This is a genomic window from Streptomyces sp. NPDC005728, assembly GCF_040630895.1.
Lineage (GTDB): Bacteria > Actinomycetota > Actinomycetes > Streptomycetales > Streptomycetaceae > Streptomyces.
Map to the genome: position 1 here is coordinate 1 of NZ_JBEXYL010000086.1, position 22,960 is coordinate 22,960.

The 22,960-nt window shown below is 69.7% G+C and carries 19 protein-coding genes and 3 pseudogenes; 8 read left to right on the top strand and 14 right to left on the bottom strand.

The genetic code is table 11. The features are described 5' to 3' along the window. From ABZ471_RS37290 to ABZ471_RS37305, 4 genes and pseudogenes are all read right to left on the bottom strand, one after another. Nucleotides 1–91, bottom strand: a pseudogene (locus ABZ471_RS37290) (zinc ribbon domain-containing protein); the annotation flags it as partial. A gap of 18 nt (nucleotides 92–109) precedes the next feature. Then, complete coding sequence (locus ABZ471_RS37295) at nucleotides 110–676, bottom strand: transposase (protein WP_359072947.1); 567 nt, start codon at nucleotides 674–676, stop codon at nucleotides 110–112. Beyond that, nucleotides 592–1,124, bottom strand: a pseudogene (locus tag ABZ471_RS37300) (winged helix-turn-helix domain-containing protein). The gene ABZ471_RS37295 and the pseudogene ABZ471_RS37300 overlap by 85 nt, the downstream one beginning before the upstream one ends. Before the next feature lie 114 nt (nucleotides 1,125–1,238). Continuing rightward, a complete protein-coding gene (locus ABZ471_RS37305) occupies nucleotides 1,239–2,300 on the bottom strand; it encodes a transposase (protein ID WP_359072948.1) in 1,062 nt (353 codons plus the stop codon). A gap of 43 nt (nucleotides 2,301–2,343) precedes the next feature. Between ABZ471_RS37305 and tnpA the strand changes: the two genes are divergently transcribed. Further along, nucleotides 2,344–2,727, top strand: coding sequence for an IS200/IS605 family transposase (tnpA, locus tag ABZ471_RS37310; RefSeq protein ID WP_359072904.1), 384 nt, complete (start codon nucleotides 2,344–2,346; stop codon nucleotides 2,725–2,727). A gap of 485 nt (nucleotides 2,728–3,212) precedes the next feature. On the opposite strand, the gene ABZ471_RS37315 is transcribed toward tnpA, so the two are convergent. Further along, entirely contained in the window at nucleotides 3,213–3,647 is a 435-nt protein-coding gene (locus tag ABZ471_RS37315; protein WP_359072906.1) for a MarR family winged helix-turn-helix transcriptional regulator, read from the bottom strand. 110 nt (nucleotides 3,648–3,757) lie between these two features. On the opposite strand from ABZ471_RS37315, the gene ABZ471_RS37320 reads away from it, so the two are divergent. The 3 genes from ABZ471_RS37320 (at nucleotide 3,758) to ABZ471_RS37330 (ending at nucleotide 7,807) form a co-directional block, all read left to right on the top strand. After that, nucleotides 3,758–4,171 carry a DUF1398 family protein gene (locus ABZ471_RS37320; protein ID WP_359072908.1) on the top strand — a complete coding sequence of 138 codons (414 nt, stop codon included), beginning with the start codon at nucleotides 3,758–3,760 and terminating at the stop codon, nucleotides 4,169–4,171. Nucleotides 4,172–7,061: 2,890 nt separating this feature from the next. Beyond that, the gene (locus ABZ471_RS37325) at nucleotides 7,062–7,340 is read left to right on the top strand and encodes a peptidoglycan-binding protein (RefSeq protein WP_359072909.1); all 279 of its coding nucleotides are present in this window, start codon (nucleotides 7,062–7,064) and stop codon (nucleotides 7,338–7,340) included. Nucleotides 7,341–7,474: 134 nt separating this feature from the next. Beyond that, nucleotides 7,475–7,807 (top strand): putative quinol monooxygenase, encoded by a 333-nt coding sequence (locus ABZ471_RS37330; RefSeq protein ID WP_359072911.1) that lies wholly within the window; start codon nucleotides 7,475–7,477, stop codon nucleotides 7,805–7,807. A 19-nt stretch (nucleotides 7,808–7,826) separates the two neighbouring features. On the opposite strand, the gene ABZ471_RS37335 is transcribed toward ABZ471_RS37330, so the two are convergent. The 4 genes from ABZ471_RS37335 to ABZ471_RS37350 are packed head-to-tail and all read right to left on the bottom strand — an operon-like array spanning nucleotide 7,827 to nucleotide 11,034. Then, entirely contained in the window at nucleotides 7,827–8,393 is a 567-nt protein-coding gene (locus tag ABZ471_RS37335; RefSeq protein ID WP_359072913.1) for a VanZ family protein, read from the bottom strand. 32 nt (nucleotides 8,394–8,425) lie between these two features. Next, the gene (locus ABZ471_RS37340; RefSeq protein WP_359072915.1) at nucleotides 8,426–9,160 is read right to left on the bottom strand and encodes a DUF3152 domain-containing protein; all 735 of its coding nucleotides are present in this window, start codon (nucleotides 9,158–9,160) and stop codon (nucleotides 8,426–8,428) included. A gap of 48 nt (nucleotides 9,161–9,208) precedes the next feature. Then, nucleotides 9,209–10,381, bottom strand: a complete 1,173-nt coding sequence (locus tag ABZ471_RS37345) for a HAMP domain-containing sensor histidine kinase (RefSeq protein ID WP_359072917.1) — start codon at nucleotides 10,379–10,381, stop codon at nucleotides 9,209–9,211. Further along, entirely contained in the window at nucleotides 10,378–11,034 is a 657-nt protein-coding gene (locus tag ABZ471_RS37350) for a response regulator transcription factor (protein WP_359072919.1), read from the bottom strand. The genes ABZ471_RS37345 and ABZ471_RS37350 overlap by 4 nt, the downstream gene beginning before the upstream one ends. Before the next feature lie 610 nt (nucleotides 11,035–11,644). Between ABZ471_RS37350 and ABZ471_RS37355 the strand changes: the two genes are divergently transcribed. Further along, the gene (locus ABZ471_RS37355) at nucleotides 11,645–13,756 is read left to right on the top strand and encodes a SpoIIE family protein phosphatase (protein WP_359072921.1); all 2,112 of its coding nucleotides are present in this window, start codon (nucleotides 11,645–11,647) and stop codon (nucleotides 13,754–13,756) included. Nucleotides 13,757–13,848: 92 nt separating this feature from the next. Here the strand turns inward: ABZ471_RS37355 and ABZ471_RS37360 are convergent, their stop codons facing one another. Next, the gene (locus ABZ471_RS37360) at nucleotides 13,849–14,157 is read right to left on the bottom strand and encodes a transposase (RefSeq protein ID WP_359072923.1); all 309 of its coding nucleotides are present in this window, start codon (nucleotides 14,155–14,157) and stop codon (nucleotides 13,849–13,851) included. A 15-nt stretch (nucleotides 14,158–14,172) separates the two neighbouring features. Continuing rightward, a complete protein-coding gene (locus tag ABZ471_RS37365; RefSeq protein ID WP_359072925.1) occupies nucleotides 14,173–14,430 on the bottom strand; it encodes an SDR family NAD(P)-dependent oxidoreductase in 258 nt (85 codons plus the stop codon). A 61-nt stretch (nucleotides 14,431–14,491) separates the two neighbouring features. Between ABZ471_RS37365 and ABZ471_RS37370 the strand changes: the two genes are divergently transcribed. Next, nucleotides 14,492–15,391, top strand: coding sequence for an MBL fold metallo-hydrolase (locus tag ABZ471_RS37370; RefSeq protein ID WP_359072927.1), 900 nt, complete (start codon nucleotides 14,492–14,494; stop codon nucleotides 15,389–15,391). Between the two features lie 62 nt (nucleotides 15,392–15,453). Here ABZ471_RS37370 and ABZ471_RS37375 read toward each other — a convergent pair whose 3' ends face one another. Continuing rightward, nucleotides 15,454–16,305 (bottom strand): CocE/NonD family hydrolase, encoded by an 852-nt coding sequence (locus tag ABZ471_RS37375; protein ID WP_359072929.1) that lies wholly within the window; start codon nucleotides 16,303–16,305, stop codon nucleotides 15,454–15,456. Nucleotides 16,306–16,979: 674 nt separating this feature from the next. On the opposite strand from ABZ471_RS37375, the pseudogene ABZ471_RS37380 reads away from it, so the two are divergent. Continuing rightward, nucleotides 16,980–17,264: pseudogene (locus ABZ471_RS37380) on the top strand (transposase); the annotation flags it as partial. Between the two features lie 128 nt (nucleotides 17,265–17,392). Here the strand turns inward: ABZ471_RS37380 and ABZ471_RS37385 are convergent. Together ABZ471_RS37385 and ABZ471_RS37390 are read right to left on the bottom strand one after the other, a co-directional pair. Beyond that, complete coding sequence (locus ABZ471_RS37385) at nucleotides 17,393–18,346, bottom strand: hypothetical protein (protein WP_359072930.1); 954 nt, start codon at nucleotides 18,344–18,346, stop codon at nucleotides 17,393–17,395. Between the two features lies 1 nt (nucleotide 18,347). Further along, nucleotides 18,348–18,746 (bottom strand): hypothetical protein, encoded by a 399-nt coding sequence (locus tag ABZ471_RS37390; protein ID WP_359072931.1) that lies wholly within the window; start codon nucleotides 18,744–18,746, stop codon nucleotides 18,348–18,350. A gap of 80 nt (nucleotides 18,747–18,826) precedes the next feature. Between ABZ471_RS37390 and ABZ471_RS37395 the strand changes: the two genes are divergently transcribed. Continuing rightward, nucleotides 18,827–22,813: a CHAT domain-containing protein gene (locus tag ABZ471_RS37395; protein WP_359072933.1), complete on the top strand. Its 3,987-nt coding sequence runs from the start codon at nucleotides 18,827–18,829 to the stop codon at nucleotides 22,811–22,813. Nucleotides 22,814–22,960 lie beyond the last annotated feature (147 nt).

Sequence of the window (22,960 nt, forward strand, 5' to 3'; positions counted from 1 at the left end):
CGCAGTTCTGACAGTGGAACTTCTCTTGGGTGGGCCGGTTCTCTGCCGCGACGTGCCCGCATTCGGGGCAGGTGCGGGAGGTGTTGCGGGGGTTACTGACTTCAGCTCGTCAGGGTGTGGGTGGGTTGTCGAGGGTCAGGCCGGTGCCCGCTATGAAGCCGTCGAGGGTGTGGGACTTGTACTGCAGGCGCTTGAGCCGGTTGCGGACGAGGACTTCGAGTCGGTCGAGGGCCATGACGGCGAGGTTGGCCAGGCTGCGTTTGACGTGTGCCCACACGCCCTCGACAGGGTTGAGGTCGGGCGAGTAGGCGGGCAGCAGGAACACGGTCAGCCACGCACGCTCGGCGACGAATTCCCGCATCCTGCGGGAGACGTGGGTGTTCAAGCGGTCCCACACCAGCACGATCGGTGCCTTGACGAGCTGGTGGACGCCGTCGACCAGCGCGATGAAGTCCCGCTCGCCCATACTACGGCGCTTGCCTTCGCCCGACGGATGGGTCCGCAGGCGGTGGCACAGCCGTGTCCGGGAGCCAGGCCGCATCGCGATCAGCCCGGCCACCGACAGCCGTCCGGAACGTCGGCCGCTGATGGTCACGACCGGGGTGCGGCCGCGCCGGCCCCAGGTCCGTCTCCTGGGCGGGTTGCGGGTGAAGCCCGCCTCGTCCTCGAAGCAGATGTAAGCCCCGCAGGCCGCCCGGGCCCTTTTACCTCCGCCCAGGTCGCCTCCTTCCACGCGGTCACGGCCCGCTCGTCGCGCTCGGCCACTCGCCGTGCGGGGACCTGCGGAGTGAAACCGATCCGGTGCATCAGCCTCGTCGCGCCGGAGACGCTGTAGGACACGTGGAACTTCCTGCCGATCAGCGTGGCCACCGCGCGGCGGTCCACACCTGGTCCTCCACCCAGCCGTGCGCGGCCGGACCCTGCTCCAGATATGCGGCCAGTTTCTCCAGACAGCGCGGGGACAGACGACACCGCGATCCGCTCGGACCACGGGAGGCCAGCGCCTGCGCACCGCCGTCCCGCCACAGCTGGTGCCACTGATAGGCCGACTTCACGCTCACCCGCAGCCGTCGTGCGACCTCCGACGGCTTGATCTTCTGCTCGAACAGCTCTACCGCCTGCATCCGCACCGTCTCCCGGCGCCGACGTCCCGCAGGTGTCAGCCCGCCCCCATCCGCATATCTCACACAACACGGATACAGCCACCCCTCCACGCCCATCAGGGACTTCGCGAAGATTCACCCCGACGAGCTGAAGTCAGTAACGGCGATCACTTCTCGTCCGGCGCTTTCAGCCTTGGCGTGCAGGATCGTCAGGAACACCCCCCATCCGGCATCCGAGATCCAGTGGTTGAGTCCGGCCTTCACGCTGGCCCCGTTGGGCAGGAAGCTGCCCGGCGTCTCGGGGTTCGGCTTCGGGGCGGGGGCCTTGACCATGTTGCGGATCTTGAGGTCTTCATGCGCGATGAAGTCGTGTTCACGCACGAGGTCCAGGGCGGTCTTGTGTGCGTGGTCGAGGCGTTGGCGGCGGACCTTGCGGTGCAGGTCGGCAACGCGCTGGACGGCACGCTGGTGGTTCTTGGTGCGCTTGTCGCGGCGCGTGCGGGGGAAGCGGGCGAGGGCTCGCTGTGCGGCTTCGAGCTTCGCGGCGGCACGGCGGCCGTGGCGCGGGTTGGGCACGAACTCGCCGCCTGAGTCGGCAAGGAAGTTGGCTATGCCCATGTCGATGCCGACCACGGAGCCGGTCCTGGGAAGAGGTTCCGGTTCAGCCTGCGCGGCGGTCAGGATGACGTACCAGCGCTTTCCTTCGCGCTTGACGGAGACGGTCTTTACCTTGCCGGCCACGGGCCGGTGCTGGTTGACCTTGACGTGCCCGACGCCTTGCAGCCTGACACGGGTGACCGCATCGTGCGGCGTCGAGTCCCACCGGCATCCGTCCCCGTCCTTCGGGAACTCCACCGTGTCGAACCAGTTCACCCCACGAAATCGCGGGTAACCCGGCTTCTCCCCCGCCTTGATGCGCCGGAAGAACGCGGCGAAAGCCTTGTCGAGACGGCGAAGCGTCGCCTGCTGGGAGGAAAACGACCAACGGCCTTGCCGCTCCGGGTCGAACGCCCGGATCTCCTTGAGCTGCGCGGACTGCTGCCCGTACTTGATGCTCGTCCTGGAGACGTGCCGGTAGGCGTCGCGGCGCTCCTGCAACGCTCCGTTATAGAGGGAGCAGTGATCGCGCAGCATCTCGACGAGCGCTGCCGCCTGGCCCACGGTGGGCCGCATGAGGAACTTGTACGCACGGATCATCCGACCCACCCCCTTCCGAATCAGTTCGCTGATCATCCTACCTATGGCGTATGTCACCACGCTGGGAACCAAACCCGATATCACCAAGTACCGCAAGGACGTGTTCGATGACGCCATGCTGAAGCGGTGCGAGGAGATCATGCGAGAGGTGTGCGCCAGCTTCGAGACGGAGCTGAGGGAGTTCAACGGCGAGCGCGATCACGTCCACCTGCTCGTGCACTACCCGCCGAAGGTCGCCCTGTCGAAGCTGATCAACAGCTTGAAGGGTGTCAGCTCCCGGTACCTGCGCGCCGAGTACACAGGCCGCATCAACCGCATCGGGCTGGGCTGCGTCTTCTGGTCCCGGTCCTACTTCGCCGGGTCGTGCGGCGGTGCACCGATCAGCATCGTCCGCCAGTACATCGAGGGACAGAAGCGGCCCATCTGACCGTCACCCCAGAGACGGAGCGAACTCCGGCGCTGCGCGCCTCCGATCTGAGGATGCGTTTCCCTCCCTGGCCGAAGCCGGAGATACCCACGCAAGATCAGGAATGGCTGGTCACTACCAAGGGACGCGCCACTCCGATTACCGTCGACGTGCACGGGCATGTAGACGACGCCGAGAGCGCCGATCGCCTCATCCCGCCCGGGGAGGAGTGAAGCGGTCCCCACCGGGTGCGTGTCCAGGGCCTGTCTCTTCGATCTCCGTGGATCAGCCTGCGGCGTCTGGTGCCGTGCATCGCAAGGCGGAGCGTCGCCCTCGGACCGGGTGTCCGTGGGTGATCCGACAACGCCGCGTGGGGGGTGATTTCGCGATCCGCAACGGTGGTTCGCACGGTGAGAAGAGAACGGCTGGCCTGGATCTACTCCGGCAGCACCCACACGATGAGGTCACACCACGTCGGGTGGGCGCTACGCCGAGTGCCTCCCTTGTCACCCCTCTTGATATCGGCGCATCTGGTCGATGAGGCGGTGCAGCAGGACCCGGGCGGCGGCGATCTCGCTTGGCGGGATGTCCGCGGCCACTACACGGTGGATCTCTGAGGCACGGTCAGTCATCTTGCGCAGGACGCGCTGCCCGCTGGGCGTGAGGGCCAGGAGTGGCGAACTGCGGTGATGAGGGTTGGGCTGGAATGCCGCCAGGCCCTCGTGGACGAGATCGTTGGCGATGCGCTGGACCCCTTGGCGAGCGACGCCCAGGCGGCGGGCGGTTTGCGCCACGGTCAGGGCGGTCTCGGAGACGGCGCTGAGTAGCTGCCATCGGGCCTGCGTCTGGCCCTCGGTTGCTGCTACGGCTTCCCCGGACTTGCGCAGCACTCCCGCTGCTTCGTACACGTCGGCCACCAGCAGGGCCATCTCGTCGGTCACGCCGATCCTCCAAATTGACAACATGTTGTCATCATGTGAATGTGTTGCCATCGTAGATCTCGGAGGGCTGCATCCAACCGGCAGCACTCCTCAGCATCCCGGAGACGATCATGAGTATGACGATCATCCACCTGCAGGCCGCCCTGGAGCGTGCGACCGCCATCCGCCCCAAGGTCGGTGGATTCCCCTACCTCGCCGAGTCACTCCGCCAAGCCGGAGTCACCCACTGCAGAATGGCCGTGCCGTCCAACGCGATGCTCTATCTCACCGACGCCGGATCCGTTGCCGTCCAGGGCGAACCGCTGGTGACCGGCATGGTTGATGTCCCGCCGTTCGACCGCGAGGCGCTCATCACGGCACTCCGCTCCGACCAGGCGGGTCAGACCACGTTCCCCAAGTTCGTCCGGGGCTGCTGGCAGGCCGGCATCGTCTGCTACGACGTCGACCTGATCGCGCGCACCTGCACGTACTACGGCGCCGACGGCGACAACTACGTCGAGACCTACCCCACGGTCGAGATCTGAAATCCGATGGACGGCACTGCCACGCCCAGCCCTGCACCCGGGTCGGACGCGCCACCACTGCCGGACACCGGGGCCAGCCATCGGGACTGCGAGCGATGCTTGCGATCAGCCCAGTGGCTGCGACCACGCCGACGATGAAAGACGCTCGTCGAAATCTTCCGGTGAGGGTGACGCCATCGCCACCAAGAGCTCCTGGCCGCCGTCCACGTGCCGCACGTTGTTGACGGCAGACGGGTGCGTGGTTGTGGTCTCTGTCGGCGCTGGCAAGCCCGCCGGCGATCAGGAGGATGCCCTGCGCGCACCAGGTCCAGGCTTCTGCGCCGGGAAGCCCTGCCAGTGTCTCAGCCTCCGGCTTCCCCTTTGCTGCTCGGTGAGCCACTACTGGTAGGAGAGGCGCTGATGCTGCCGGAAGGACTGGCGGAGGGCCTCGCGGAAGGAGTTGCCGTCTGCGCGGGCGAGCTGGGGCGGCGGCCGCTGGAGGCTCGGGGGGTCGGCGTCGCCTTCACCGGTGGCGGCGCACTGGTGGTGGCGGGAGGCCGAGAGGCCGGTGACGTGCTGCGGGACGCCGTTGGCAGAGGACGCCGGATACCGTCACTGTCTCGGTCCCGGACGCCCTTTCGGGCCGGGTGCGTGGTCACACGTTCCGGTGAAGCCTGTGCATCGGGAACGCGGACCCGGGGCTCTTCGGGGGATGGCTGTTCCGGGATCGAGGCTGCTCGTGGGGCCGTCGACTGGGGAATCACCGATGCGGTGGCCAGGCCTCCGAGGAGGGTGAAGGCGGCTGCGGCAAGAGACCGGACGGCAAACTTCTTCAGCCGCGCCGGACGGTCGTACCGGCCGGCCGACAGGTCTTGCGAGACAGTCGGTGACCCGGGAAGGGGCGACCCGGAGGAGCTCGGTCCCCCGCTCAAGCGGACCTCCGGCATCGCGGCCTCGACGGCCGGAGCACCGTCTCTCCGATCGCTCAGCTGTGTCACGCCGGGGTCGTATGCCCCACACTCCGGGCAGGTTACGGCGCCGTTGAGCGTGCGGCTGCACGGGATGCAGTAGTCCATGAAGCGACCGCTCTCAGTCCTTGAGTTGACGGGAGCAAAGGTGCACCCGTTCCGGGCAGCAGTCAGCGGTGGGGAGACCCCGCTTGGTTTGTTTCGGACCGATCTTTGACATGTGCGAACCTCACTTACCGGTGTGCAGGTGGGTCACCGGTTACTGGGGTCAACGGGGCGTATCGAACGAGTGCTCACCCGCAGGCTGAAAAGTGGGGTATGTAACTCTGCTGGAAGGGACGTTGATGACCGGGACGGCGCGGCAGCCTCGGCGTACGAGCCGAACGGTTGCGGCTCGATCCGGGCCGAGTGCGGCTCACTTCCCGCGGCTCGACGTCCCCTGCGCGCAATTTCTTCGCTTCTGCGATGTCCCGGGGCGGGGTGGTCAGGAGAAGAAGAGTCCCACGGGCAGGGCAGCAGCAACCGCACCGCCGCCACAGCCCGTCGTCTCGGTGGCTGCCGAGCCTGCTTCCTCCTTCGAGACCTGCCAGACCACGGGAGGGCACCCGGAATTGAGCACTCACCAGCAAGAGGCGAGGCGCGCCAGGCTGCCGGGACCGGCGCGGCGACAGCGGTCGCATCAGCGTCGACACTACGGAACACCACCTTGGTCGAGCGTCTTTGGGTGATGGTCACCGACCCGATCCAAGGATCGTGCAACTCCAGCACGGCGTGTCACAGGCACGGACACGGTGATCGGTCCGCAGTTCGGCGGATTCGGGGCTCTGCAGAACGAGATGTGCGGCTGGACCACCGCCCGGGCTTTGAATGAGGCATGGGTTACATACCGGCCGCAGGATGAAGACAAAGCCGTGCGGCCTACGTATTGCCTCCCTGAGAAGAGGAAGGGAAACCCGCCACCGGGGCGCCCATCGCAGAGTCCCTCGCAGTGATCACCACCCGACACCTGGGACATGACCGCCGACGACGAAAGAAATGGACCGTCAGAATCAGGACAAGCTGAGGAGGACTCGGTGGGTCGCAACCACGCCAACCCTGAGCGGACTCCCGGCTCAGGCCCTGACATCGCGCAAGAGACCAGGGACTCCTTCCAAGCCGTGCTGGACGCTTTGGACGCCGCACGCGCCGACCTCCTGCGCGACGAGAACCAGGAACGCGTCGAGGGCCCGTCTCAGCCCCAGAGCCGGCACGCTCTCCCGACCGGAGATGCCCGCTTTCCCCAGCCGACCTCGTCCCCGTCCTCAACCCCGGCTTCCTCCGCATCCGGCCGGGCACTGCCGGTCAGACGTGTGCCGTCAGGCACGCGATCAGAGCGTCCCGGGCCTCACCGCCCAACTGCCGAAGAATCACTGCCGACCGGCGGCCTGCGCCAGGACGCCCCGCAGGCTGTTTTGGCGGAGCCACCGGGGCTGCCCAGAGGGCTGGAGGCCGTCCCGCCCCCGTCGCTGGGAAGGCCGCCGACAGCCAGTGGACCGAGCCCGGAGACTGTCGCACCAACCACGGCTATTCCAACTCCGGCTCCCTGGCAAGAAGGCGGGCGGAGCAAGAGCCCACGGCCCGGCACCGCTTGGTCGGACGTCCCCAACTATCCGGCCGTCCCGTTCGACCAGCTCGACACCGCGCCCTCAAAGGGATCTGTGCCACCCGCCCGCACACACGGGAGGCAGACCGGTGGCAGACGGCGGCGATTCACCAGCCGCAGGGACCTGCGAATCCCCGGAATCTTCGGGCTGGGCGCGGCGAGCGGATTGATCCTCGCCTCTTGGCTGCTGGCCTATCACAACGCCGACCCTGCGACCTCCTCTTCGCCTCCCCGGCACATGGAATCCCCACTGCCGGCGACTCTCGCGCCGAAAGACCCCTCTCCTCCGGCTGCAGGCCAGATGAACCGCCCGCAGCCCGGCACACCAGACCCGCCGCTCCCCGAAATCCCGGGCACGGGCGTCCTGCGCCAAGGCGACAGCGGCCATGGAGTCTACGAGTTGCAGGTACGTCTCCTGCAGATGCCCGGCATCTACGACGGTGGCCCGATCGACGGCCGCTACGACGCGGAGGTCCGAGCGGCAGTGACCCTGTTTCAGAAGCGGTACGGGATCCGCGGCGACGAGACCGGGGTCTACGGCGACAACACACGTTTTGCCCTCATGCTGCGGACCAAATAGCCGGCGACAGAAGGTCGGGGTCCCGGGATCAACGTCGGGGTCGGTGAGCCGGCGACAGCAAACCGGGGTCGTACGATCCACCGTACGTAACGCCCGTTTGATGCAGAACGCACAGACATCAGCGAAGGAATCCCATGATCTTCATTACCGCCAAGTTCCGAGTCCGTCCCGAGCACGCCGACCGCTGGCCCGAGATCACCGCCGACTTCACCCGGGCGACGCGCGCCGAGCCCGGCTGCCTGTGGTTCGACTGGTCGCGCAGCGTGGCGGACCCGACGGAGTACGTCCTGGTCGAGGCCTTCCGCGACGACGAGGCCGGCGCCTTGCACGTGCAGTCCGCGCACTTCAAGGCTGCACAGCAGGCGCTGCCGCCCCATCTGGTCGCGACGCCGCGCATCGTGAACGCGAGCGTTCCGCAGGACGACTGGTCGCTCCTTGGGGAGATGGCCGTCCCCGGACAGGAATAGCTCCCTGTCCGGACGCGCGTCAGCGAGCAGCGCGCTCGCGGTATGACCGCTGTGCCTCCCCGCTCCGTCCGCTGCGGTTGCGGGGCCACGGCAGGACGAGTGCGGTCATTCCGAGCGCAAGGCCGAGCAGATTGCTTGCGATGTCCTGGTCGTCGGCGGCGCGCAGCAGCCACGGGACGGCGTATTGAGTGGCCTCGATACCGAACGGCAGCGCGGCGGCGGCCACCGCCGTCAGCACGGCGCTGGTCCTCGGGCGGATCTGAGCGATGGCCACCCCCAGCGGGACGAACAGCGCGACATTCAGGCTCTGTTGGTTGATCGTGGCCAGTTCGGCAGGTCGGGGAACGTGCCAGCTTGTCTGCCAGGCCGGATCCACGTAGCGGAGGTTGTCCACGTAGTGGGTGTCGAGGTCCGGAAGCAGGGTGAGCGTGACGATGCCGCCGAGTGAGAGCACCAGGAGAAAGGCGGTGAACGGGACGACGCCGAGCCGTTGACCGAGCCGGTGGCGGCACAGCAGTGCGGCCAGGACGGAGAGCAGTACCCCGGGCCAGAACAGAGGGGTGGCATGCAGAACTGCTTCGATCATAGAGGGTCCTTCAGGGTCGGCAGCGGTGGGGCTCAGGGGGCGGCGGGGCCTTCGACGGGACGGCCTGCGCGGTCGAACGGCCAGGCGTTGGGCGTGCAGCCGTGCAGTCCCTTGATCTGCTGCATCATCACGGGCGCCGGCTTGCCCGGGCCGGGACACCGCTGGTGTCCGCGGCCGAGGCGATGGCCGACTTCGTGGTTGACGATCAGCGCGTGATAGATGGCGGACCGGCCCTCGTAGTAGGGGCTCAGCAGCAGCCAGCGCTTGAGGTTGACCACGACATCGGTTCCGCCCTGGCAGTTGACCTCGCCGCCGGTGTCCAGGCCGAAGCGGGCGCAGAGCCGGTCCGTCGTGGCAGGAGAGGCAAGGTGGATCTTGAAGTCGTAGGGTGGCCGGTCGACGCGTTGGAACGCGGTACCGCTCGCGGTCCAGCCGCGCGGGTCCGCCAGGATGCGGTCGACGTCCCTGGCGAAGGCCTGCGGATCCTGGCCGGTGCCGTCCTCGACGTCCACGGTGTAGCGCAGCGGCTTGCCGTCGCCGGACACGGCCGAGTTGCCGGTGGCCCGGCTGAACGTACCCCTGCCGTTTCCCGGCACCTCGCCGGTTGGTGCGGCGGTGCCCCGGCCGCCGGGTGACGCGGCGCCCTGCCCTCGGCTGTGGTCAGTCCCCGCCACGGCGTGCAGGCAGGCGGCGGCGACTCCCAGCACGACGACGGACAGGACAGCGGTACGCCACGGATGTTCCTTGGGTGAACGGCGGTGCCTCATGGGGCCATTGCATCGACCCCGATGTGAACCGGGCGTGAGCGTCGGCTCTCACGGCCGCCTCGTCCCGTCATGGCCCTCTCGGGCCGGCAGCGTCACGCACACGGTGAGCCCTCCGCCGGGGCGCGGCGCGGCAGCCACATCGCCGCCATGGGTCTGCGCCACGGCCCGGACGATGGACAGGCCCAGACCGCTGCCGCGCGCCGATCCGATCCGGTCGGTGAGGCGGCGGAAGGGCTCGAACAGCACGGGGATCTCATGCGCGGAGATCACCGCCCCGGTGTTGGTCACCTCGACCTGCGATCCCCGCGCGCTGTGACGCGTGGTGACCTCCAGGTGGCCGCCGCGATGGTTGTGGCGCACCGCGTTCTCCACCAGGTTGCGGATCATCTGCTCCAGCAGGATCGGGTCGCCGACGGCGGGCGCCGGAGCGAGCCGGTGTGCCATGCGCACCTCTTCCCGTACCGCATCCGGTTCGGTCGCCTCGATGCCGGCCAGGCAGATGTCCGCCAGGTCCAGCGGAACGCGGTCGGTCAGTGCGTCCTCGGCACGGGCGAGAGTGAGCAGGGCGTCGATGAGGCGCTCGTGACGGGCGTTGACGGCGAGGAGATTGGCACCCAGTTGCCGGGTTTCGGGCGGCACGTCGCGCTGGTTCATGGCGACCTCGACCAGGGTCCGGTTGATGACCAGCGGAGTCTTCAGCTCGTGAGCCGCGTTGGCGATGAAGCGTTCCTGGCCCGCGAAGGCGCTGTCGAGCCGGTCGAGCATCTGGTCGAAGGCGTCGGCCAGCCGCTTCACCTCGCCCGGAGGAAGGTCGAGGGCGATGCGCCGGTGGAGGGTTCGCCCGGCGATGCGCTCGGCGGTGGACGTGATCCGGTGCAGAGGGCGCAGCAGCCGTCCGGACACGAGCCAGCCGGCCGTCGTGGCGAGGACACCCACCGCGAGGACGGTCAGACCGCCCTTGGTCAGCAGGTTCCTGCGCATCGAGTCCATGATGATGTTCTTGGTGCCCGAGTCACTGTCGGAGGCGTGGTCGGGTGAAAAGACGATGTCCAGGCTGTACTGCATGCTGTTGCGCACCAAAATGACGGCCCCTGCGAGAACGGCCGCGGCGGCGACGAAGAACAGCAGGCCGAACACCACGGTCAGCCGCAGCCGCAGGCTCCCGCGCCAAGAGGAACTGGGGCGTGCGGCGGCGTCCGTCCGCGGGCTGTGTGTGCTCATCGGACGCGGTATCCCACACCGGTGACGGTCTCCACGACCTGCGGTTCGCCCAGTTTGCGGCGGAGTCCTCGTATGGTGACGCGGACGATCGTGGTGAACGGGTCGATGTTCTCGTCCCAGACGCGTTCCAGCAGCATCTCCGCCGAGACCGGAGCGCCGGCCGCGCGGAGCAACTCCTCCAGCACCGCGAACTCCTTTCGTGACAGGGCCACGGAACGGCCGTCCCGACACGTCTCGCGCAGATGAGGATCGAGCCGGATGCCCGAGCGCTCCAGTACCGGCGGCTGTGGGGGCCGGGCCCGGCGGCCCAGTGCGCGGATGCGGGCGACCAGTTCGGCGAAGGCGAAGGGTTTGGCGAGGTAGTCGTCGGCGCCGATGCTGAGCCCGGCGACCTTCTCGGCGATGGTCGTCGAGACGGTCAGCATCAGGATCCGCACGTCGGTGCCGGAGGCGACGATGCGCCGGCACACCTCGTCGCCGTGCAGCCTGGGCAGGTCGCGGTCGAGCACCATCACGTCGTACGCGTTGACGGCCAGGCGTTCCATGGCCGCTTCTCCGTCGTGTACGACGTCCACGGCGAACGCCTCCTGCCGCAGCCCCTGCGCGATCGCGTCGGCGAGCATCTCCTCGTCCTCGACGACCAGAATGCGCATGCCGTCCTCCCCCTCGTCCGCCGCCGTCGTGCTCCGGGTGCCCGCGGCGTGCTGGCACCCGCACCCGTACCAGAGGAGACGGCGCGAGCGGAGCGCGCGTTCACTCAGGAACTCCGGATGACGGGCCGTTCACCAGATGCGTCGCCCCGTTTTGTTCTTCGTGGTCCTGCAAGAGAGCCGCCGGCCTCCGGGGCCGGCGTGGCTGGGGAAGACGCCCACGTCCCGCTCGATCTCGCAGCCGCACACCACTGACAGCTCACCGCGCGTCACTTTCCGTAGCCGTGGCCGGAACAGCCCAGGGCTTGACCCGGCCCGTGACGGTGACCCCGCTGGAGGCACGGCACGCGGCTGAGCGCCACGAGCACAGCATCGTCCTCGAGAGGTTCTGTGACGTGGGCACGAAGGTCACACAGATGGTGCACGGACAGACACTCGCCGCAGTGAAGCGAAGGAACCGAACGGCCTCTGGACGCTCCCCTGGAACAGGGGTGTGCTGTCCGGTGGTCCGGGGGACCATGGAGGTCGAAGCGCCTGCAGATCCCGACAGGTACGGCTCCCAGGTCGGGGGACGCCGCCATGTGGGGGGCCGGGCTGCGGAAGGAGTGCCGCAATGAGCGCAGCCGAGCAGCCTTCCGCGGATCTCGGCGAGCCGAACAGCAGCAGCCGGTCGGACCGCGGCGGACCGTCGCAGCCGAGTGGCCTGATGGACCTCCTCGGCGTCGCTGCGGTGCTGCTGGACGCCGACGGTCGCATCGTCCTGTGGAGCCCGCAGGCCGAGCACCTGTACGGCTACACCGCCGAGGAGGCGCTCGGGCAGTACGCGGCGCAGTTGCTCGTCCACGAGGAGCACTGGGACTGGGTGATCAAGACGTTCGCCGACGTCATGGCGACCGGACAGAGCTGGGCCGGTTCCTTCCCCATCCGATGCAAGGACGGCAGCACTCGCCTGGTGGAACTGCGCAACATGCGGCTGCTGAACAACCGGGGCGAGTTCTACGCCCTCGGACTCGGCACCGACTCCTCCACGCTGCGCGAACTGGAGCGGGACGTGGCCCTGTCCACCCGTCTGATCTCCCAGTCCCCCATCGGCGTAGCGATCTTCGACACCGACCTCAGGTATGTCGCCGTCAACCCCGCACTCGAGCGCATCCATGGCATTCCCGCGGCCGATCACCTCGGTCTCCGCTACGGCGAGGTCATGAACGCCGCTGAGTTCAGGGAGGTCGAGGCCACGCTGCGGCAGGTCCTCGAGACCGGGGTGCCGCTGGTCGATCGGCCCCCCATCGTCGGCCGCACCCGGGCCGCTCCGGAGGACCAGCACGCCTGGTCGATCTCGGTCTATCGGCTGGAGGACAGCCAAGGTCGTGTGCTCGGGGTGGCCGAGCTGGTGGTGGACGTGACCGAGCGGTACCGCTCGGCACTGGAGGCCACTCAGACGCGACGGCGGCTGGCCGTGATCGCCGACGGCTCTGCCCGCATCGGCACCACCTTGGAGGTCGAGCAGACAGCCCGGGAGCTGGCCGAGGTGACCGTGCCGGAGTTCGCCGACGTGGTCGCCGTCGATGTGCTCGAGTCCGTCGTCGACGAGCACCGTCGTCCCTCCGAGGCCGGCCACCCGGCCGTCTTCCGCGCCCTGGCGGTGAAAGCCGCCTACCCCACCGAAGCCCTCCAGGCCGCCGACCCGCCCGGCCGGATCGCACAATACGACGCCGACCGCCTGGCCACCCGCTGCGTGCACACCGGCCGGCCCATCCTTGTCCCTCACGCCGACGGAAACGACCTGACGTGCATCGCCCGCGACGACCACGCCGCCACCCTGCTGGCCCGCGCCGGAGTGCATTCCTACATGGCCGTCCCGCTCAGCGCACGCGGCACGACTCTCGGTTTCCTCGGTCTGACCCGCGCCCGCGATCCGCGCCCCTTCGACGAGGACGACCTTGCCATCGCCAGCGAGTTGGCCGCCCGAGCCGCCGTGTGCATCGACAACGCCCGAGCGCACCAGAGCGTGCGCAACGCCGCCGAGACCCTGCAACGCAGCCTGCTCCCGGACCACCCGCCCAGCCTGCCCGGCCTGCAGATCGCCTCCCGCTACCTGCCCGCGCAGGCCGCCTATGAAGTCGGCGGCGACTGGTACGACGTCCTGCCGCTGGACGGAGACAAGACCGCACTGGTCGTGGGCGACGTGATGGGCAGCGGCATCGACGCCGCCGCCACGATGGGCCGGCTGCGCACCGCCACCGCGGCGTACGCCGGTCTCGACCTCGGCCCCTCCCGGGTCCTCGAGCAACTGGATGCGATCACCTCCGGTCTGGAGCCGTACATCGCCACCTGCCTCTACGCCGCATACGACCCACACGACGTCACCTGCCACATCGCCAACGCCGGCCACCTGCCGCCCGCCCTCGTCCACAGCGGGACCCGCCCGCGGTTGCTGGACCTGCCCACCGGCACTCCCCTCGGCGTCGGGGGCGGTTCCTTCGAAACCACCGCCCTCACCCTCGCCCCCGGCGATCTGCTGGTCCTGTACACAGACGGACTGGTCGAAACCCGCCACCAACCCATCGATGCACGCCTCGACGCCCTCCTGAGTCTTCTCGACACGTCCGACCGGTCCCTGGAAGGGATCTGCGACCGGCTCCTTCACGATCTGAGGGACGCCGACGACCGCGACGACGTCGCCCTGCTCATCGCCCGGGCACAACCCTTCACACCAGGCCGGTAGCACGTCACTTGTGTGACCCGGGGTACCTCGCGCGTTCTGCGATTTCGCCGTCGAGCGCCCAGGCACCGGGAACAGGTCGGCTGGTGGGGTGCCTAAGAGGTCTTCACGCTCTGTGCGTCGACCACGGCCGCGGTGGGCTCCGCGCTGCGGCCACGGGCCCGTCGGGTCTTGTCCCGTAACAGGTCGTGGACCTGCTGGGTCGTGCCGTCCGCTTCCCACTTGGCGTAGTAGTCGTAGACGGATTTGTGCGGCGGGAAGTCGTGCGGCAGGTACTGCCACGGAATGCCGGTGCGGTTGACGTAGAGGATCGCGTTGACGATCTCCCGCAGCTCGTGCACCCGGGCCGCCGTACAGGGTCCGGTCCGTCTCGCCCGCCAGGCGATGAAAACCGGTTCGATCAATGGGCGAATATGACCTCACCGCCTGATCGGCGATCTCACTCGCAACGAGCGCCACCCCTTGAGGTTGTGGTCCATGATGCGGCGCCAGGTGATCCGCTCCAGGGTGTCGCAGAAGCCCATCGGGTTGATGCCGTCGTTGTGGATCAGAATGTCCACGTGGCCGTAACGGTTGCGGACTGCCCGGGCGAACAAGGCGACGTTGTCGGCAACCGAGACAGCACTCGTCACCCCGCGGGGCAGCCCACCCATCGGACAACCGAATGCGTCGAGCAAATGAACACCTTCGCTGAAGAGAGCGAACACCCTCGCTGAAGAGAAAGAGAAACGACGAATTATGCGGACTTCCCCCGCAGCCACTGCCCCCTCCTGGACCGTCGGCGACGTCACCGTCCACCGCGTCGACGAGGTTGTTCTGCCGCCCGCGACCGGACCCTGGCTGCTACCCGACGCCACTCCCGAGGTGGTGGCCGGCCAGGACTGGCTGCAGCCCCACTTCGCCGACCACGAGAACATCCTGCGCCTCGACAGCCACAGCTTCGCGTTCGTCGTGGACGGGCAGCGTGTGCTCGTCGACACCGGCATCGGTAACGGCAAGGAGCGCGCCAACCCGGCCTGGCACAACCTGCAGACCGACTTCCTGGAGCGCCTCACCGCCGGCGGATTCCCCCCGGACTCCGTGGACCTGGTCGTCCTCACCCACCTGCACGCCGACCACGTCGGCTGGAACACCCAGGACGTCAACGGCGAGTGGACCCCCGCCTTCCCTAGCGCCCGCTACCTCACCTCCCGCACCGAGCGGGAGTTCTGGACCACGTACGACATGGACGTGGCGCGCGAGCAGATGTTCCGCGACTCCGTGATCCCGGTCGAGCAGGCTGGTCTGCTGGACCTCGTCGACGTCCCGGCGGAGGGCGTGGAAATCGCCCCGGGCCTGCGTCTTGCGCCCACGCCAGGCCACACTCCCGGTCACGTCGCCGTCGAGCTGACCAGCGGGGGTGAGACGGCGCTGATCACCGGCGACTGCATCCACCATCCGATCCAGCTGGCCCATCCCGCCATCGGCGCCTGCGTCGACATCGACCCTCGGCAGTCCGAGGTCACGCGCCGCGAGCTGCTCGGCTCTCTGGCCGGTACGGACACCCTCGTCCTGGGCACGCACTTCGCACCGCCTACCGGCGGCCGCGTGATCACACAGGGGGACGCCTACCGGCTGCTGCCCGTCCCCCCAGCCTGACGGACCGTCCTTCCCGCCCGTGTGCGGCCGACGCGGCCCGTGGCGGGCTTGGCGCAAGTCGCCTACCGACGAAAGTGCGGCAACGTTGGCCGCGCACATTCCTCCGGCACGCTCTGAAGCTGAGGGTAATGGCGGACTAGTCTCCGCTTGGTGCCAGGTGGCTGCGGAAGAAGTCGGTGGCCGCAGCCGAGGCGCGGGCGAACTCGGTGGTGTACGGGGCGAAGTGCCCGCCGGGGAGCATCACCAGCTCCTTTGGTTGCAGCGCTCGGTTGTAGGCGACGAGTGCGGTGTCGGTGAGGGTGACGGTGTCCTGCTTCCCGACGATCATCAGCAGCGGGGTGGGGGGAGATACGGTCGATGAAGACGCCCGGTTCGTACATGCGCGCGTTGCGGGTGGAGCGGACGGTGACGGTGTTGTCCCAGCGTGTTCCTTCGGGGAGTTCCTGGAGGTAGAAGTCGACGGCATCCTGGGCGCGGTAGGAGGCGGGGACGGCCGGGTCGGCGCTGGCCAGGGCCTGGGTGCGCGGCGCCTCGCCGGCCAGCTGGGCGCGTTCGTCGGCGTCGAGGGCGGCCTCCAGGGCAGGGACGTCGTCGGGGGCGACGCGGCGCCGGGACTGCTCGAAGCCGCTGATGGTCGGCACCTGGGCCACGACGGCCTTCAGACGGCGGTCCGTGGCGCCGAGCACGATCGCGTGCCCGCCGGCATAGCTGGATCCCCACAGTCCGATCCGGTCGGCGTCGACTTCGGGGCGCGATTCCAGGTAGGCGATGGCGCGCCGCCAGTCCTCGATCTGCTTCCAGGGGGCGATGTCCTGCCGGGGGGTGCCGTCGCTGGCGCCGAAGGTGCGGTGGTCGTGGTCCAGGGCGACGAATCCGGCCCCGGCGAACGTGGCGGCGAGGCGGAGCAGCGCCATTCCTTCACCGCGCCGTACCCGTGGGCCATGGTGATCGCCGGGTGTCGGCCGGGCCGGTCGGGAACGTACAGCGCCCCGCGCAAGGTCACGCCGTCGGGCGCCGCGAACTCGATGTCCAGGTGGGTGGGCTGGCTCATGAATGTCTCCTCAGGGTTGTGCGACCGGTGTGGTCGGCCTGTCATTCATGCCTCCCACCGTGCCTCCGCGCAGTACCCACCCGCCGATGGCAGAGAGGCGACAAGCAATAGAAGCCTGCTATTGGCGACAGATGATCACGCGCTCACCAGCTAGGACTTGTCCGGCCGATCACGGGCTGAAGCGGGCGTCTTCACTCGGCCGTCCGGCCCACGCGTGATCGCCAGCGAGTCTTTCGCACACCACGCCGACTACGGCAACCTCGGTCCCGCTGGAGTCGATCATGTCCCATTCTTCCTTTGACGTTGCGAACGCCGAGGGAAAGAAGGAACCGATGAGTGAGCTGCCCCCGCTGGCCAGGAAGGACAAGTACAAGGTCGGCTTCGCGCAGACCGAGAGCAACAACCCCTGGCGCATCGCGCAGACCAAGAGCATGCAGGATGAGGCCGCCAAGCTCGGCTACCAACTCGTCTACACGGACGCGGCGGGTTCGGCGGCGAAGCAGGTCGCCGACATGAACTCCATGATCGCGCACGGCACCCCGGCGCCGCCCCGACATCGTGCTCGGCGACCGCGGCTACGACCACGACAAGTACCGCCGCCTCGTCCGCGCGCTCGGCATGAAGCCACTGATCGCACGACGCGGCACCGAACACGGCTCCGGACTCGGCACTCAACGCTGGGTGGTCGAGCGAGCCTTCGCCCACCTGCACTGGTTCCGCCGTCTGCGGATCCGCTGGGAGATCCGCGACGACATCCACGAAGCCTTCCTCACCCTGGGATGCGCACTCATCCGCTGGCGACGGCTTGTCTCTCTACGCTGACAGCATCGGAACCCAGTAATCCATCACCTGCTGCAAACGCTGCCCGTGGTCAGCAATCCAGTCGTCCGGAGGACACCTCGTACGGGCAGGGCGGTCCGCCGTCTCCCCCGCCGCCTGGCCGGCGCTGACTACTGGGGTTCGTGGGCCGTCAGGTCGATGAGGTGACGCTTGCCCTGCAGCAGGCAGGTGACCTCCCAGCCCGTGCGCCTGCCTACGACCCCCTGGGCGGGCACGTGCAGGCGCTCGGCCAGTTCGGCGACGTACACGTGGACCGACGCCTCGATGAGGGCCGCGTAGGCGTCCACACCGCTGCGAATACGGAGCCGGGCGGTGACGTACGTGGCGACGGCCAGCGGCAGTGCGGGCCACCACCAGACCGCGAGGACCGCGTACAGGACCGCCCAGGCCACCAGGGTGGTGGCCCGGTCGAGGGCTTCGCGGGCCGTTTCGATCTGCTGGCGCGGGGCGTCCGGGAGGAACTGCCACAAGGCGGGCCACACCGTGGCCAGGTCCAGGTCCAGGTCGCGGGCGAGGCGCAGGGTGACCGCGTGCATCCGGTCACCGGACCAGGTGGGCCGATGGGGCTCCTCGGGCGAGACGCGGGCCACGGCGAGCCGGGCCGGCCCCAGGTCCGTCCCGCCGCCGGGCGTGCCGGAGGCCAGCAGCTCACCGGAACGCCGCCGCTCCCGCTCGTACGCGGCCACGGCACCGGCGCGCCGCTGCCGGCGCCTGGCCACCCGCCACCGCGCGAGGGCACGCAGCGGCCGGGGCCAGGAGCCCCAGTCGGCCGCGAACCACAGGCGCTCCACGAGTGAGCCGAGCGTCTGGGCCACGAGGCCCACGGCGGCGGCCAGCAGCGCCACGACCAGCAGGAGCACCGCGAGCCGTGCTCCGGCTCCCGCACCGGGCGCCGGGCGCCACGCCTGTGCCTCGCCGACCAGGAGGTCCAGGTCGACGGCGTGGGCGTGGCCGAGCGTCCGGGCGGCGAAGGCGGCGGCCAGGAACAGCGCGCCCGGGAGCACCAGCAGGGACATCCACCGCTCCGCCAGGCGTTTGCCCAGCTCCGTCAGCAGGCCGCCCATCTCAGCCCTTGACCCAGCGCAGCGGAACCCCGCCCATCCGGCAGCGCGGGGCCTCCCGCATCGTGGGCTCCGCCCACTCCACGCGTGCGCAGGCGCCCAGGGGGCAGAGGAAGGCGACATCGGCTTCGGCGGCGGGCCCCACGCCGACGGGCCCGGGCTCGGGGACCGTGCGGGCGCTCGCCCCGTAGGCGCCGCGCGCGTCGCCGTCCGCGCGAACGATCCGGTCGATGGCGTCGAGCGGCGTCGCAGGGTCCTCGTTCCCGTCGACGACGGCTCGCTTCAACCGGTCGAGTTCCTCGGTCCGGCCCAGTTCGGCCAGGTGTTCGCGCAGCGCGTCGAGGTGTTCGCAGACGTACGACAGGCCCCGTCTGACCCTTGCGGTCGATTCTTCCTCCGTCATCCCGACTCCCTCCGCGCACTGGTGCTTTCAGGGCATCATGCATGAACGGGGCGGCGGTGGAAGGTAGTTGGGGGGCGACTGTGGTGGGCGAACCTGGCCGGGAATCACGTGGCGAGCTGCTGGCGCGGGCCGTGCGGGCCCTGCAGACGCTGTGGGCGGGGCCCTCCCCCGACCCGGACCCCGCCTTGATGGCCGACCTGGCGCGGCTGGTCGCCGACGATCCCACGGACGAGCAGGTCACGGCCGTCCTCGGCCATCTGTACTGGCACCGGTACGAACGGCACGGCGCGCAGTCCGATCTCGACGACGCGGTGCGCATGCTGGCTCCGCACTTCTTCCCCGACCGGATGTTCCTCATCCCCGACGGTCTCAGGACGGAGATCGCGGACGCGCACAGCACGCACGTGGACACCCGGCTCGCCCAGGCCCTATCCGGCGAGGGCGACGTCGGGGAGAACCTGTCCGAGCTCGCCGCATGGTGCTGGTTCCTGCTGGAGCACGCCGACCCGGACAACGACCAGTACGGCGTCCATCTGGGCGGCTTGGGAACGGTGCTGTACACGCGGTACGACGTCCTGGGCGACGTCAATGCTTTGTTACAGGCCATCGGCCTCCTGAGCCGGGCCGCGCGGGTCACGCCGGCCGGCCACCCGAGCGGGCCGGGCGTCCGGGGCAACATCGCCATCGCCCTGGCCCGTCGCCACGGGCTCACCGGGTCCGCTAACGACCTGCGCACCGCGTTCGAGGCGTGCGTCCTCGCGTTGCGGGAGGCCCTCACCACCGCTGACCGGGACGGTCTCATGGGGATGCTCGCCTCGTTGCTGCGCGACCGGGTCCTTCGTGCGCGGGCGGAACACCGGTGGGACGACGTGCTGGCGGCGGGCCGCGCGGTCCTGGACTTCCCCGAGTTGCGCTCGTACGCGCGGGAGGCGGTCGCGGAAGGCCTGGAGAAGCGCTTCACGACGGGCGCCGACAGGGCGGACCTGGACGAGGCGATCCGGCAGTGGACGGCGCTTCAGCGCGAGGTGCCAGACACATACACGGTGCACGAACGTGCGTACGTGACGATGAGGCGGGCCAACGCCTACTGGCTGCGGTACCAGCACGATCAACGGCCGGACGATCTGGACGTCGTGGTCGACGCCCACGAGCAGGCGCTGGCCCTCATCCCGGACGACGACATCACCCTCCGCTGGGACCTTCTCCGCAAACTGGCCATCGCTCTCCTGGAGCGCATCGAGCGGCAGCCGACCGCCGACGACGTGGAGCGGGCCGTCACGGTGATCCGTGCCGGACTGGCCGACCGGGACGGCCACCAGGCGTCGCCCCACCCCCGGGCCGTCCTGACCCGGGCGCTCCCCCGGGCCCTGTGGTTCCGGTACGTCCTCGCGCGCCGGCCCGAGGACCTCGACGAGGCCGCTGAGCTTCTGGGTTCGGCCGCCGTCCGCGAGGTGTCCTCGGCCGACGGCGTGCTGTTGTTCGGCTGGCTGGCCGCCCAGGTGCACCGCGCCCGGTACCGCGCGGGCCAGGGGCTCGACGCACTCCGGGAGGCGGTCGCCGCCTGCCGCGAGGCGCTCGGGGCGGCCCCGGACGTCCATCCCGCACGCCCCGGTGTGCTGGTGCAGCTCGGCATGTCGCTCGTCTACCTCTACCAGCACACCGGGGACCTGGCCGCGTTGGACGAGGCGGTCGACCGCGCCCGCGAGGCCGTGCGGGCCGTGGGTGAGGACCAGCTCCACGGCCCCGTCGGGGTGGACGCCCTGTGCCTCCTCGGCACGGCCCTGGCCGAACGGGGCGCCCGCACCGGCAGCCTCGACGACCTGAACGACGCCGTGCGGACGCTGCGGCGGCTGCACGCCACTGCCGCTGCCATCAGGACCCGGGAGCTGCACGGGCTCGGGTTCGCGCTCAAGGAGCTCTTCGACCGCACACGTGACTCCACACAACTGGACGAGGCCGTGGACCTGCTGCGGCGCGCGGTGGAGTCGTGCGAACCGGACGAATCCGAGGCGCCGATCGTGCTGTCGGGGCTCAGCAGCGCGCTCCTGTGCCGTTATGGCCACAGCGGCGGACCGGCCGATCTGGACGAGGCCCTCGTGTACGCACAGCGCGCCGCCGACGCGGTACCGGCGAACGATCCGGTCGCGCTGCCGACGCTCACCTCTCTGGTGGGCGCACTCCTGGAGGAGCGGCGGCGAAATCCCGAACGGGTCGATGTGGACGACCTCGTCGCCCTGTGCCGGCGCGTCGTCGACCTCGCACCGCCCGACCACGCCGCCCTCGGGATGTTCCACCACAACCTGGGGATCGCCCACAAGGAACAGGCCGAGGCGACCGAACCGGACTCGATGTTCCGGGCGTTCAGCGAGCTCACTGGCAGGACCGTGATCCCCTTCGGCATCGTGGAGGCCGTCGCCGATCTCGAAAAGGCGGCCGGCAGCGAGACCCTCGCGGCGTCCCATCGCATCCGCTCGGCACAGGCGGCCGCGCTCACGCTCTATCCCGTGGACGTGCTGGCCGCCCTCGAGCTCCTGGAGTACGCCGTCGGACTGATCCCCCTCGCCGCCCCGCGCCGGATCGCGCGGGCCGATCAGCAACACGCGGTGAAGGACCACTCAGCCCTGGTCACATTCACCGCGGCCGCGGCCCTCGACGCGGGTGAGCAGCGGCGCCCGGACGTGCCGTACCTGCCCCTCCTGCCGTACGCCGCGCGCAGCGCCCTCCAGAGCCTGGAACAGGGGCGCACGGTCCTCCTCAGCCAGATGCTGGACACCCGCGGTGACATCTCGGACCTGCGGCGGAGCCATCCCGGGCTCGCCGACCGCTTCGTACACCTGCGCAACCTCCTCGACAGCGAGGACGACGGGACCCTGGACCGCCCTCGGGCCGCCGCCGAACTCACGGCCACGATCGAGGAGATCCGCGGCCTGGAAGGCTTCGCCTCGTTCGCCCGGCCGCCGGAGCCCGAGGCGCTCCTCGCCACGGCGGAAGCGGGACCGATCGTGGTGTTCAACTGCGACGAGACACGCTGCGACGCCCTCCTGGTCACCAGCGGCGGTGTGCGGCACCTGCCGCTGCCCCGCCTCACGCACGCGGAGCTGACCTCACAGGCCGACCTCTGGCACCACACGCTCGCCGTCGTCGCGGACCCGGAGACCGACTGGCGTGCCCAACGGGAGGCGCAGCGGACCCTGAGCGGCATCCTGGGGTGGCTCTGGGACGTGGCCGCGGAGCCGGTCCTGCTGGCGTTGGGCATCGGCCCGGGTTCCGGGCGCGGCGGTGAGCCGCCCCGTGTGTGGTGGTCCCCCGGCGGCCTGCTGGGCTCGCTGCCGCTGCACGCCGCCGGGCACCACGCCGAGTCCGCCGGGGGCGGTGACCGTACGGTCCTGGACCGGGTCGTGTCCTCGTACACGCCCACGATCCGTGCCCTGCGGCACGCCCGGCGCCCGCGGCCGGCCGGTGGCGGGCCGGGGCGCTCGCTGATCGTCGCCATGCCGGCCACCCCGGGTGCCCCTCCGCTGTTCGGGGCCTCGGAGGAGGCGGCCGCGGTGGCGGCGGTGCTGCCGGACCCGACGATCGTCACCGGTGCGGCCACGCGGGCGGCGGTCCTGGCCGGGCTCATCGACGCCCGGGTGATCCACCTGGCGTGTCATGCGGTCACCGATGCCGTCGATCCCTCGCGCAGCCGACTGCTGCTGTGGGACCACGAGACGACGGCGCTGAACGTCGCCGGGGTCGCCTCCGTGGCGCTGGAGCGGGCCGAGCTGGCCTATCTGTCGGCCTGCCGGACGACGTACACCGCCGCGCCGGATCTCCTGGACGAGGCCATCCACCTGACCAGCGCGTTCCAACTGGCCGGTTTCCGGCATGTGGTGGGCACGCTGTGGGAGGTGGACGACGTGATCTCGGCGACGGTGGCGAAGGGCTTCTACGCGTCCTTGTCGGACGCCGAGGGCCTGCACTGCGCCCTTTCCGCGGCCGCGCTCCGAACGTCGGTCCTGGCGCTGCGCGACGAGTTCCCCGGCACCCCGTCGCTCTGGGCCGGGTACCTGCACGCGGGCGCCTGACCCACCCCCGGCCCCACCCGCCGCAGCCACCGCTCCAGCGGGTGCTCGACCCAGTGGTAGGCGGCCGCCGACAGGGCGAGGCTCAGGGCGAGGACGAGCGCCCACGTCACCGGCGTGTCACCGATCCGGCCCACCACGACCCGGATG

Bases quoted from the DNA above. Each gene is read 5' to 3' on its own strand.
- ABZ471_RS37305 (WP_359072948.1), bottom strand. From the start codon at position 2,300: ATGATCCGTGCGTACAAGTTCCTCATGCGGCCCACCGTGGGCCAGGCG.
- tnpA (WP_359072904.1), top strand. From the start codon at position 2,344: ATGGCGTATGTCACCACGCTGGGAACCAAACCCGATATCACCAAGTAC.
- ABZ471_RS37320 (WP_359072908.1), top strand. From the start codon at position 3,758: ATGAGTATGACGATCATCCACCTGCAGGCCGCCCTGGAGCGTGCGACC.
- ABZ471_RS37325 (WP_359072909.1), top strand. From the start codon at position 7,062: ATGAACCGCCCGCAGCCCGGCACACCAGACCCGCCGCTCCCCGAAATC.
- ABZ471_RS37330 (WP_359072911.1), top strand. From the start codon at position 7,475: ATGATCTTCATTACCGCCAAGTTCCGAGTCCGTCCCGAGCACGCCGAC.
- ABZ471_RS37335 (WP_359072913.1), bottom strand. From the start codon at position 8,393: ATGATCGAAGCAGTTCTGCATGCCACCCCTCTGTTCTGGCCCGGGGTA.
- ABZ471_RS37340 (WP_359072915.1), bottom strand. From the start codon at position 9,160: ATGAGGCACCGCCGTTCACCCAAGGAACATCCGTGGCGTACCGCTGTC.
- ABZ471_RS37345 (WP_359072917.1), bottom strand. From the start codon at position 10,381: ATGAGCACACACAGCCCGCGGACGGACGCCGCCGCACGCCCCAGTTCC.
- ABZ471_RS37350 (WP_359072919.1), bottom strand. From the start codon at position 11,034: ATGCGCATTCTGGTCGTCGAGGACGAGGAGATGCTCGCCGACGCGATC.
- ABZ471_RS37355 (WP_359072921.1), top strand. From the start codon at position 11,645: ATGAGCGCAGCCGAGCAGCCTTCCGCGGATCTCGGCGAGCCGAACAGC.
- ABZ471_RS37370 (WP_359072927.1), top strand. From the start codon at position 14,492: ATGCGGACTTCCCCCGCAGCCACTGCCCCCTCCTGGACCGTCGGCGAC.
- ABZ471_RS37375 (WP_359072929.1), bottom strand. From the start codon at position 16,305: ATGGCGCTGCTCCGCCTCGCCGCCACGTTCGCCGGGGCCGGATTCGTC.
- ABZ471_RS37385 (WP_359072930.1), bottom strand. From the start codon at position 18,346: ATGGGCGGCCTGCTGACGGAGCTGGGCAAACGCCTGGCGGAGCGGTGG.
- ABZ471_RS37390 (WP_359072931.1), bottom strand. From the start codon at position 18,746: ATGACGGAGGAAGAATCGACCGCAAGGGTCAGACGGGGCCTGTCGTAC.